12 protein-coding genes are annotated in these 11,275 nt (G+C 64.8%); 9 read left to right on the top strand and 3 right to left on the bottom strand.

Translation table 11 applies throughout. The features are described 5' to 3' along the window. Positions 1–21: 21 nt before the first annotated feature. Both IT472_RS05795 and IT472_RS05800 read left to right on the top strand, forming a co-directional pair. Positions 22–981: an RluA family pseudouridine synthase gene (locus IT472_RS05795; RefSeq protein ID WP_297179713.1), complete on the top strand. Its 960-nt coding sequence runs from the start codon at positions 22–24 to the stop codon at positions 979–981. Between the two features lie 132 nt (positions 982–1,113). After that, positions 1,114–1,611 (top strand): SRPBCC family protein, encoded by a 498-nt coding sequence (locus tag IT472_RS05800; RefSeq protein ID WP_297179716.1) that lies wholly within the window; start codon positions 1,114–1,116, stop codon positions 1,609–1,611. A gap of 38 nt (positions 1,612–1,649) precedes the next feature. On the opposite strand, the gene IT472_RS05805 is transcribed toward IT472_RS05800, so the two are convergent. Next, entirely contained in the window at positions 1,650–1,988 is a 339-nt protein-coding gene (locus IT472_RS05805) for a 4a-hydroxytetrahydrobiopterin dehydratase (RefSeq protein ID WP_297179719.1), read from the bottom strand. A gap of 133 nt (positions 1,989–2,121) precedes the next feature. Between IT472_RS05805 and IT472_RS05810 the strand changes: the two genes are divergently transcribed. Both IT472_RS05810 and IT472_RS05815 read left to right on the top strand, forming a co-directional pair. Then, positions 2,122–2,745, top strand: a complete 624-nt coding sequence (locus tag IT472_RS05810; protein WP_297179722.1) for an NfuA family Fe-S biogenesis protein — start codon at positions 2,122–2,124, stop codon at positions 2,743–2,745. A 15-nt stretch (positions 2,746–2,760) separates the two neighbouring features. Next, on the top strand, positions 2,761–4,611 hold the full coding sequence (locus IT472_RS05815) for a hypothetical protein (RefSeq protein WP_297179726.1): 1,851 nt from the start codon (positions 2,761–2,763) through the stop codon (positions 4,609–4,611). A gap of 39 nt (positions 4,612–4,650) precedes the next feature. Here IT472_RS05815 and IT472_RS05820 read toward each other — a convergent pair whose 3' ends face one another. Together IT472_RS05820 and asnS are read right to left on the bottom strand one after the other, a co-directional pair. Further along, positions 4,651–4,968, bottom strand: a complete 318-nt coding sequence (locus IT472_RS05820) for a hypothetical protein (protein WP_297179729.1) — start codon at positions 4,966–4,968, stop codon at positions 4,651–4,653. A gap of 18 nt (positions 4,969–4,986) precedes the next feature. Then, the gene (gene asnS, locus IT472_RS05825) at positions 4,987–6,387 is read right to left on the bottom strand and encodes an asparagine--tRNA ligase (RefSeq protein WP_297179732.1); all 1,401 of its coding nucleotides are present in this window, start codon (positions 6,385–6,387) and stop codon (positions 4,987–4,989) included. A gap of 443 nt (positions 6,388–6,830) precedes the next feature. Here asnS and rpsF point away from each other — a divergent pair, with 443 nt between their 5' ends. The 5 genes from rpsF to alr all read left to right on the top strand — a co-directional run bounded on the left by rpsF (position 6,831) and on the right by alr (position 10,945). Next, positions 6,831–7,241, top strand: coding sequence for a 30S ribosomal protein S6 (gene rpsF / locus IT472_RS05830; protein WP_297179755.1), 411 nt, complete (start codon positions 6,831–6,833; stop codon positions 7,239–7,241). Between the two features lie 11 nt (positions 7,242–7,252). Continuing rightward, entirely contained in the window at positions 7,253–7,483 is a 231-nt protein-coding gene (gene rpsR / locus IT472_RS05835) for a 30S ribosomal protein S18 (RefSeq protein WP_297179735.1), read from the top strand. A 195-nt stretch (positions 7,484–7,678) separates the two neighbouring features. Beyond that, a complete protein-coding gene (gene rplI / locus IT472_RS05840; RefSeq protein ID WP_297179738.1) occupies positions 7,679–8,134 on the top strand; it encodes a 50S ribosomal protein L9 in 456 nt (151 codons plus the stop codon). Between the two features lie 224 nt (positions 8,135–8,358). Then, positions 8,359–9,768 carry a replicative DNA helicase gene (locus IT472_RS05845; protein WP_297179741.1) on the top strand — a complete coding sequence of 470 codons (1,410 nt, stop codon included), beginning with the start codon at positions 8,359–8,361 and terminating at the stop codon, positions 9,766–9,768. Between the two features lie 49 nt (positions 9,769–9,817). Next, complete coding sequence (alr, locus tag IT472_RS05850; RefSeq protein ID WP_297179743.1) at positions 9,818–10,945, top strand: alanine racemase; 1,128 nt, start codon at positions 9,818–9,820, stop codon at positions 10,943–10,945. The last annotated feature ends 330 nt before the right edge of the window (positions 10,946–11,275 follow it).

An 11,275-nucleotide genomic window follows, 5' to 3' on the forward strand; every position in this document is an offset into this window, starting at 1 on the left:
AGTGTAGCAGATCAGCTTCCAATGACACAGCCCGAACCGCCCAATCCCGGTGTCCGCATCGTCCGCGTGCCGGAAGACCGCGCCGGCCAGCGCATCGACAACTTCCTGCTCGGTCAGCTCAAGGGTGCGCCGCGCAGCCTCGTCTACAAGTTGGTCCGCAGCGGGCAGGTGCGGGTCAACGGCGGACGGGCCAAGGCCGAGCGCAAGTTGGAAGCGGGAGATGAGGTCAGGATTCCGCCTGTTCGGCTCGAAACGCCGCACGATGCCGGACGTTCGCCGCCGAAGAGCTTGCTGCAGGCGCTCGATGCTTCGATCGTCTTCGAGGATGCGCGCCTGCTTGCCATCGACAAACCCTCCGGCGTGGCCAGCCACGGCGGCAGTGGCGTGGCTTTCGGTGCGATCGAGGCACTGCGGGCACTGCGCCCGCGTGACACACTGGAGCTGGTGCATCGATTGGACCGCGATACGTCCGGCTTGCTGATCCTCGCCAAGAAGCGTTCGGCCATGACCGAGCTGCAGGCCTTGTTGCGCGAGGATCATGGCGCCGGCGTCCACAAAAGGTACCTGGCCTTGCTGGTCGGGCGGCTGCCGAATGGCACGATGGCGGTGGATGCACCCCTGCACGTGGGCCTGCGGCAGGGCGGCGAGCGCCATGTGCAGGTCAGCGCGGCCGGCAAGGCGTCCCTCAGCGAATTCCGGGTGCTGGAGCGGCGCGGCGGCCAGAGCTATTGCGAAGTGCGCATCGCCACCGGTCGCACCCACCAGATCCGCGTCCACGCCCAGCACATCGGCCACCCGGTGGCGGGCGACGACAAATACGGCGATCCCGAGGCCAACCGTCGCCTGCGCGAGAAGGCCGGCCTGCGGCGACTGTTCCTGCATGCCTCGTCGATGGAGTTCGCGCTTGACGGCGGACGCACGCCTTACTTGCTCAATGCGGCCTTGGCCTCCGATCTCGTCGAGATTCTGAATAAATTGTAAATATATCAGTATATTGTAACATATATTTAAATTTAAATATCAAATTGCATCGGCCCGCATCCGGGTTGATCAAGATCAACGACGCCGGCGCGCACGTCATCGAACATGGCGTTATCGCAATGGAGATGGCAGATGAATGACGACGCCTTGGCACTCGGCCGATTGCAGCGTACCGAGGCCGGATTCGAAGGCCGCTTGCAACGACTGTTGGCGCACCCTCCCGCGGCGGTCTGGGCGATGCTGACCGAGCCGGCGGCAATGGCGCAGTGGCTGGCGCCCGGCACGATCGAATTGCGGGCAGGCGGTGCGGTGCGGATCGACTTCGCCGACAGCGGCACGCTGATCGACAGCACGGTGACGGAGTTTGCGACGCAACGCGTGCTGGAATATTCATGGAGCAGTCCCGGCCAGCCGCAGCGCCCGTTGCGTTGGGAATTGCAGGTCGACGGCGAGGGCACTCGACTGGAATTGCAGGTGCGACTCCCCGCCGGCGAGGACGCGGCCAAGGCTTGTGCCGGTTTCGAAGGCCACCTGGAAATGCTGGCGGCGGCGTTGGAAGGCGTGCCGATCAAGTTCCCGTTCGACCTGTTCCTGAAGGCGCGCGCAGGGTATGGCGAGCAACTGAAGTAGACGGTCTGCCGTGGGCTGAAGCTGGCTGGGACGTGCGTTCAGGCCAGCAGGTCGGCTTTGGCGGCACAGATGAAATCGTTTTCGGACAATCCACCGACATCATGGGTGGAAAAACGCACCACGCAGCGGTCATAGTGCACCGACAGATCGGGGTGGTGGTCTTCGCGATTGGCGACGTGGGCCAGCGCGTTCACGAACGAGAGGGTGTGGTAGTAGTCGGGGAACAGGAAGGTCTTGCTGATGGCGTGGCCGTCTTCAATCAGGCTCCAATCCTGCACCTGGGCCAGCAATTCCCTCACGTCGAAGTCGCCGAGGCGGTGTTCGTGGCCCCGGCGCGGGACGCAATGGGCGTTGGCGAGTGGGGTTTGATTGGTCATCGGGGGATTCTCCGGCTGCAATGCCACCCGGGTGCACAGATGGGCCGGGCTGCCGCTAGAATAGCCGCGCGAGGCAGATTTCCGAAGTCGTTCCGAACGTTTGGCGCGCGTCTTGGGGAGTGGGAGTGCACGGTTGATCCAGATTTCCGATGCGGCGCAGACACATTTCCGCAAATTGATCGAGCGCGAAGCGATTCCCGGGCTCGGTGTGCGCCTGTCTGCGCTGAATCCGGGGACCCAGCGCGCCGATGTCCGGTTGGAATTCGCCGAGCCCGACGAACTCAACGGCGACGAATGGGTGGTCGACTGTGCCGGTTTCGTCCTGTGGCTTGATGCGCCCAGTGCACCCTATTTGGAGGGTGCGCTGATCGACTACGAAACCAATCCGACCGGGGGACAACTGCAGATTCGCGCGCCGCGAATCAAGGGCGTGACTCCTGCAGCCGATGCCCCACTGGCCGAACGCGTCCAGTGGATCATCGACAACGACATCAATCCGCAGTTGGCCATGCACAAGGGCCACGTCGAGCTGGCCGGCGTCGGTGACGATGGCGTGGTTCGGCTCAACTTCGGCGGCGGTTGCCACGGCTGCAGCATGGTCGACATCACCCTCAAGCAAGGCGTCGAGAAAACGCTGTTGGCGCAAGTGGCCGGCGTCCGTCGGGTGGTCGATATCACCGACCACGACAGCGGTGCCAATCCCTACGCGGCGCGTGGAAGCCAAGCGGCGTCCGCATCCCCCTACGGCAAGGCCTGACGGGACTGCTCGCGCGTGAAGAAGGCTGCTGAATTCATCGCCGCGCTCAATCAGCGCTGGCGGCTCAAGACCGGCCGCGAGGCGTCCGATACCCAGGGGTTGCCGACGGGCTGGCAATCCTGGCTGGACACCATGCAGCCTGCCGTCAAGCGCGGGCTGCGTCCGGATTCGCAGTCCTGGGTTGCCGCATTGGAAACCCACCCATTGCAGCGTCCCGGGAAAGCCAAGGGCCTGGCGCGGCCGTTCTTCCAGCTGCTGCGCCTGAGCCGTCCTTACGATCCGCGCGATGAGCGCAGGCTGCGGATCGGCGCGACATCAGCCGACATCCTGTTGCACCTGATCCTTGCCGGGCTGTTGCTGTGGCTGATGTACCTGCAGTTGTATGCCGTCCCCCAATCCGAAGAAGACGATGGCGGGGGCAGCGAAGCAGTGCAGGTGGAGTTCATCGGTCGTGGCAATGTCCGTGAAGGCGGGGGTGCACTCGCCACCGAGGGCGCTGAGGCTGCACCGGCGGCAGCGTCGTCTGCTGCGGCAGGCAAGCCGACGGGCAGTGCCGTCGTGGCGGCGGCCAGTCCCGCTGCAGCCAGCGCGCGGCCGCAGTTGGAACAGGTGACGGTGCCGCCTGCGCAGTTGACAGCCTCCCAAGCCCCGAACCTCGTGCAGGTTACGCCGATCCAGGACGCTGCGGCGGAGCAGCCACTGCAGGTCAGCGCCGTGCCTCAGCCGACCCCCGATGCGTTCCGCTTGCCACCTCCGCGTGAGCTCAGCATGCCCACTCCGGCGCAACCGCGCGAGGTTCAGCTGCAAGCGCAGGTCGAGTCGATCACAACCTTGCGTGCGCAACCGATTCGCACCCTGGAGGTGCACCAGCCGCAGCCCCAACTGCGACCACAGGAACTGCGGGAAACGGTCCGTGAACTCGAGGTGCTCTCGCCCGATGCGTCCAGGATCATGCGCGAACGCCCGCTGCCCTCCACCGCCAATGGAACTGCGCAACTTCGGGTTCCCGCGCTGACTGGCGAAATTCGCGGTATTCCAACTGGAACTGGCTCTGGGGGGAGCAGCACGTCGGCAGGCAGCGGCGCCGCAGCCCTTGGCGATTCCGCTGCACGTGGTGCGGGCGGCAATGCGACCCAAACCGGAGGCCAGGGACAGGCACAGGCCGGAACCGGGCACGGCACCGCGCCCGGAACCCAGGGAGGTCGCGGTGCTTCCGCGACCGGGGCGGGGGCAGGGCCTGGCGTGCGCGCAGCCCCGGGCGGCTGGCCGGGTGCGGCGCGCAGCGATGATTGGGGAGCCTCCAGCCGCAATGCCCCCGGCACCGGCACCGGCGATGGTCGCGGCGGTAATGGCAACAACGGCGCAGGGCGCGGCAACAACGGCAATGGCCAAGGCCAGCCGGGGCTGTTCAATGACGATGGCAGCGTTCGCCTGCCGGATCAGTGGTCGGCCAATTCCGGCGTCGATCTTGATCGCACTGGATCGTGGCTGAAGCGTCCCGGCTTCGAATACCGCGGCACCCGGTTCGACAAATACTGGATTCCGTCTGGAACTTTGCTGGACGAATGGGTGCGACGTGGCATCAAGGAACTGTCGATCCCGATTCCCGGAACCGGTGTTTCCTTGAAGTGCGTGGTCTCGCTGCTGCAACTCGGTGGCGGCTGCCTGCCGGTCAATCCCGATGTCAACGAGCAACCCGCCACCGGCCGGCCGGCACCGGTGATTCCCTTCAAGCCCGAACTGCAGGAAGACAACGGCAGCGTGCCTGCACCAGCGCCAGTCCCGACTCCACCCGCTGCGCCAGCGCGGAAGCCAGCACCGGCAGGCACGCAGGCTGCCGGAAGCGGTGCACGCCAAGGTGGATGACGCCGCGCAGCGACCGGCCGGTTGGCTTCATGGTGCCGTTCAACCCAGTGCCTTGCCGATGGTCCACAGCATCGCGCCCAGTGCCAGGCCGAGCAGGATAACCAGCAGCGCGATCCGTGACGGGGTGGCGAGCGCGGACAGGTTGCCGTCGGGCGTCGTCCGGTAGCCGCCGCGCAGCAACCACAACAACGCCGTCGGCCGCAGGAACGCGCCGGGCCCGAGTTGTGCCTTGATCCGTGGGTGGCGATCGCGGATGTGTACCAAGGTCAGTGGCCAGAAGATCACGAACGCGGTGGCCCCGGCGATGGCCAGCGCGAACGACAGCAGGGCGAGGAACAGGATGACGTCGGTGTCCATGCGGGCCGGGTGCGAGGATCAGAACTCGGCGCTGCCCGGCGCACGCGGGTAGGCGATCGCATCGCGGATGTTGGCGAGGCCACAGACGTACACCACCAGCCGCTCGAAGCCGAGGCCGAAGCCGGCATGCGGGACCGTGCCATAGCGACGGAAATCGCGATACCAGCCGTAATGCGCCGGGTCGAGGCCGAACTGCGCCATCCGCGCGTCCAGCACGTCCAGACGCTCCTCGCGCTGGGAGCCACCGATGATTTCACCGATGCCGGGCGCCAGCACGTCCATCGCGGCGACGGTCTTTCCGTCGTCGTTCAAGCGCATGTAGAAGGCCTTGATCTGTTCGGGGTAGTTCATCACCACCACCGGCCGGCCGACGTGCTCCTCGGTCAGCCAGCGTTCGTGCTCGGTCTGCAGGTCCAGGCCCCATTCCACCGGGAAGTCGAAGGTCTTGCCGGACGTCTGCAACAGGCTGACCGCATCGCCATAGTCGATGCGCTCGAACGGCGCATTGATGAAGGCCTCCAGCCGGGTGATCGCGTCCTTTTGCACGCGATCGGCGATGAAGGCCATGTCGTCGCCGCGCTCTTCGAGCACCGCGCGGAACAGGTACTTCAGGAAGTCCTCGGCGAGGTTGGCATCGTCGTTCAGATCGGCGAAGGCGATCTCCGGCTCGATCATCCAGAACTCGGCCAGATGGCGGCTGGTGTTGCTGTTCTCGGCACGGAAGGTCGGGCCGAAGGTGTAGACCTTGCTCAGGGACAGGCAGAACGCTTCGACGTTCAGCTGCCCGGAGACGGTGAGGAAGGTTTCCTTGCCGAAAAAGTCACGGGAGAAATCGACGTTGCCCTTGCCGTCACGCGGCAGGTTGGCCATGTCGAGGGTGGAGACGCGGAACATCTGCCCCGCGCCTTCGGCGTCGGAGGTGGTCACGATCGGCGTGCTGATCCAGTAGAACCCACGCTCGTGATAGAAGCGGTGCACCGCCTGCGCCAGGCAATGGCGGATACGCGTCACCGCGCCGAACAGGTTGGTGCGTGGGCGCAGGTGGGCGAACTCGCGCAGGTATTCCAGCGAATGCTGCTTGGGCTGCATCGGATAGGTGAGCGGATCCTCGACCCAACCCACGACTTCGACCGCGGACGCCTGCACTTCGAAGCTCTGGCCCTGGCCCTGCGACTTCACCAGCGTGCCGCTGCACACCACGGCGCATCCCGTGGTCAGGTGCTTCACCTCGGCTTCGTAGTTCGGCAGGGTGTCCGGCGCAACCACTTGGATCGGCGCGAAGCAGGAGCCGTCGCTGACGTTGACGAAACTCAGGCCCGCCTTGGAATCGCGGCGGGTGCGCACCCAGCCACGCACGGTCACCTGGCCACCTTCCGGCACGTGCCCGGCCAAGGCCTGGGCCACGGAAATCGTCGTCATCGTTGCAAACTCGTTTCGCGAAGTCAGGCCGCGCAGTTTACCGGAGAGCGTCATCCACCGAGCAGCATGCCAGTGCCCGGCACGGTCGAGTCGACGATCGCCGAAGCGATGCAGGGCGCTGGCGATCTGGGCCCGCAGTGCGGTGCCTGCCGGGATGGAGAACGCGACGGGAGAATGCCTGGCAAGGAAATCGCACGGTTCGATGTGGGTCTTGCGTGGTCGGGATCGATCGACACAAACATCCTCAGGGGATGCTCCGAACCCGTTCAGGCCCAGTTGCCGTCGGGCAGGGCTGGAACTTGCGCGCAAGGCCTTGATTTAACATAATGGGCGGCTCCCGTACGCGGGGGGCCTTGCCCGAACGCGCCGTGCTTCGCCAGGAAGTCGGTGGCCGAGGGCTGACCGGCAAACGAATGCTTGCCACCATCCACAAGGAAACCACCATGCGTCATTACGAAGTCGTGTTCCTGGTCCATCCGGACCGGAGCGAGCAGGTTCCGGCCATGATCGAACGCTACAAGGGTTCGATCGAAGCTGCCGGCGGCAAGATCCATCGCCTCGAGGACTGGGGGCGCCGCCAGCTGGCCTATCCGATCCAGAACCTCGTCAAGGCCCACTATGTGCTGCTCAACATCGAAGCCAGCCAAGCCGCGCTGGATGAACTGGTCGACAGCTTCCGTTTCAACGACGCGATCCTGCGCCACATGGCCATGCGCCGCGACGATGCCGTCACCGAACTGTCCCCGATCATGAAGAACAAGGACGAGAAGGGCGATCGTGGCGAGCGTCGCCATCGTGACGACGATGGCTTGGCCGATTCCGATCGCGCCGACGACACCGCTGAAGCCGCCTGAGGAGCCTGACCATGTCCAAATTCTTCCGCCGCCGCAAGTACTGCCGTTTCACCGCCGAAGGCGTGACCGAGATCGATTACAAGGATCTGGGCACCCTGCGCCAGTACATCACCGAAACCGGCAAGATCGTGCCCAGCCGCATCACCGGGACCAAGTCGCGCTACCAGCGCCAGTTGCAGAGTGCAGTCAAGCGCGCTCGGTTCCTGGCGTTGTTGCCCTACACGGACAACCACCACGTCTGAATGCTTCGCCTGCTCGGCGTGGCGTTGTCGCTGATCGGCCGCGCGCATCCTCATTGACCCATGTCAAAGCGGTGCGCGCGATCTCCCGCGCCTGGCCACGCCTTCGCAGGCTGTGCGTCAAGCGTTACCTACCCGTCCATTCGGACAGCAACCGTTGCGGCGCCCAAGCGTCGCTAACGAATACGGAGCACTGACATGCAACTGATCCTCCTGCAGAAAGTCACCAATCTCGGCAACCTCGGTGACAAGGTCACGGTCAAGCCGGGCTATGGTCGCAACTACCTCGTGCCACAGGGCAAGGCCGTTCCGGCCACCGCCGCCAACCTTGCGGAGTTCGAAAAGCGCCGCGCCGAATACGAAGCCAAGGCACAGGCGACGCTGGATGCCGCCAACGCACGCCTTGCCAAGCTCGATGGTGCCAGCGTGACGATCGCCGCCAACGCGTCCACCGAAGGCAAGCTGTACGGGTCGGTGGGTCCGCGCGAAATCGCAGACGCGCTCGGCCGCCAGCACGGGGTGGAAGTGCACAATTCGGAAGTGACGATGGGCGAAGGTTCGATCCGCCATGTCGGCGAATTCGAAGTGCATGTCCACCTCCACGCCGACGTGCAAACTGCGGTCAAGGTCGTGGTGGTTCCCGAAGCCGCCTGATCGCGGGCCCTCGGTGAACGGTGACGGGCGCCTGCGGGCGCCCGTTGCATTTTTGGATTCGAATCCCGGGTGGGGCCACGGGTCGCAGCCGGTGAGACGGGTTGTCCACAGGATGTCCCATGACTTGTCTGCAACCCTCGCGGTCGATGGCGATCTACGATGGATGACTTGGAATCCAGTGCGTCCGGCGTGGACGCGCGGCAAGGAAAAGGGAGCCCCAATCCATGACGGCAGGCACGGGAGCGCGTCGTGACTTCGGCTTTGCGTCACGCAGTGATGCGCGGGTCGAAATGCTGCGCATTCCACCGCAGTCGATCGAATCCGAACAGGCCGTGCTGGGTGGGTTGATGCTGGATCCGCGCGCGTTCGACAGGGTTGCGGATCGCCTCGTCGACGAGGATTTCTACCGCCGCGACCACCGCCTGATCTACCGCGCGATTCGCGAGTTGGCCGAAAAGAACCGGCCCTGCGATGTGCTGATCGTCGGGGAATGGCTCGAATCCCAGGGCCTGCTCGTCGAAGGGTTGGATACCACCTACCTGATCAGCCTGGCGGCCAACGTTCCCGGTGCGGCGAACATTGACGCCTATGCCGACACTGTGCGCGACAAGGCGATCCAGCGCCGCCTGATCGATGTCGGCACCACCATCGTCAACGATGGTTTCCAGCCCGAAGGTCGCGATTCCAGTGAGCTGCTGGCCAAGGCCGAGCAGGAGGTGTTCGCGATCGCCGAAAGCCACACGCACGGACGCCAGGATTTCATCGCCGTCAACCAGGCCTTGGGCGAGGCCTTCGAGGTCCTGCAGCAACGTGCGGAGAACGGCGGTGGCGTCACTGGCCTGCCCACTGGCTACACAGAATTCGATCGCATGACCGCCGGGTTGCAACCGACCGACCTGGTTGTGCTGGCTGCGCGTCCGGCAATGGGCAAGACCACGCTGGCGCTGAACATCGCCGAATACGGAGCGCTCAAGTCGAAGAAGGCGGTCGCGGTCTTCTCGATGGAAATGTCGGCTTCGCAACTCGCACTCCGCCTGATCTCTTCATTGGGGCGCATCGATGCCGGGCGGCTGCGCGTGGGCGACCTGCAGGACGAGGACTGGGGGCGGGTGCATGGCGCGATCGCCCAGCTCAGCAGCGCCAAGATCTTCATCGACGATACCCCGGCGCTGTCGCCCGAAGTGTTGCGCGCCAAGGCGCGCCGGCTCAAGCGCGAGCACGACCTTGGCCTGATCGTGATCGACTACCTGCAGCTGATGCAGGTCCCCGGCAACAGCGAGAACCGTGCCACCGAGATTTCCGAGATCAGTCGCTCGCTCAAGGGCTTGGCCAAGGAACTCAAGGTGCCGGTGATCGCACTGTCGCAGCTCAACCGCTCTCTGGAATCGCGCACCGACAAGCGTCCGGTGATGGCCGACCTGCGTGAATCCGGCGCGATCGAGCAGGACGCCGACATGATCGTCTTCATCTACCGCGACGAGTACTACCACAAGGAAACGTCACCGGACAAAGGGCTGGCGGAAATCATCATCGGCAAGCAGCGCAACGGCCCGACCGGCAGCTTCAAGCTGAAGTTCTTCGGCGAATACACCCGTTTCGACAACCTTGCCTACGACACCGTGGGCCATCTCTGATGACGCAGATCGCGCAAGCGCACCAGGGGTGGTGTCCGGGCGGTACGCCATGAGCGAAGCCGACAACCAGCGCCCCACCCGGATCGTGGTCGATCTCGACGCGCTTTCCGGCAACCTGCGTGCGATCCGCAGCCACGTCCAGGTGCCGGTGATGGCGATCCTGAAGGCCAATGCCTATGGCCACGGCTTGGTCCGCGTCGCCCAGCATCTGCAGGCGCAGGGGGCGGAACACTTCGGCGTCGCCTTCCTCGAAGAAGGCATCGCCCTGCGCCGTGCCGGCATCCAGCTTCCCATCCTTGTCCTCGGCGGCATCCTCGGGCGCCAGATCACCCAGTTGATCGAACACGATCTGGAAATCACCGTGTCCTCGCTGGACAAGCTGCGCAAGGTCGAGGCGACGGCGGAGGCGATGGGGCGCAAGGCGGTCATCCATCTCAAGATCGACACCGGGATGGAGCGCATCGGTGTGCACAGCGAAACCTGCGCGCCCTTCATCGAGGCGGCGGTGGCTTCGCGCTGGTGCTCGATCAAGGGCGTGTATTCGCATCTGGCCTGTGCCGACGATCCGGCATCAACGATGACCGCGCTGCAGATCGAACGCTTCCGCGACGCCTGCGCCCAGTTCAGCCGCCTCGGTGCGCCGATGCCGATCCGCCACCTCGCCAACTCCGGCGGCATCCTGCATTTTCCGGAAAGCTGGTTGGACATGGTGCGGCCGGGGATCGTGCTGTACGGCGTGCAGCCGGATCCGGGCTCGCGGCGGACGCTTGCGGTCAAGCCCGTGCTCGAGTTGCTGTCGCAGGTCGTCTATTTTAAGGTGGTGCGGGCAGGCCGACCGGTCAGCTATGGCGCCACCTGGACGCCGACCGTCGATACCCGCGTGGTCACCATCCCGCTGGGCTATGGCGACGGTTATCCGCGCGCGCTGTCCAATCGCGGCCAGGTGCTGATCCGCGGCCAGCGCCTGCCGATCGTCGGGCGCGTGTGCATGGATCAGTTCATGGTCGATCTCGGGCCGCAAGGCAGCGCCTACAACGGTGATGACGTGACGTTGATTGGCCGGCAAGGTGGCGAGGTGATCCGGGTCGAAGATCTGGCCGAACAAGCCGACACCATCGGCTACGAAATCCTCACCCGCCTCAATGAGCGCATCCCGCGCGAGTATCGCGGCGGCTGATCCGCGCCTGCTCGTCATCCCCGCGAACGCGGGCTGCTTTTGACAGACATGGGTCTGTCCGATCCATGGAGGTCCTGAGATCTCGTCATCCCCGCGAACACGGGCTGCTTTTGACAGACATGGGTCTGTCCGATCCATGGAGGTCCTGAGATCTCGTCATCCCCGCGAACGCGGGCTGCTTTTGACAGACACAGGTCTGTCCGATCCATGGAGGTCCTGAGATCTCGTCATCCCCGCGAGCGCGGGCTGATTTTGATAGACATAGGCCCGTCCAATCCATGGAGGTCCTGAGATCTCGTCATCCCCGCGAGCGCGGGCTGATTTTGATAG

The organism is Thermomonas sp., from assembly GCF_020850895.1.
In the GTDB taxonomy this organism is placed as follows: Bacteria; Pseudomonadota; Gammaproteobacteria; order Xanthomonadales; family Xanthomonadaceae; genus Thermomonas.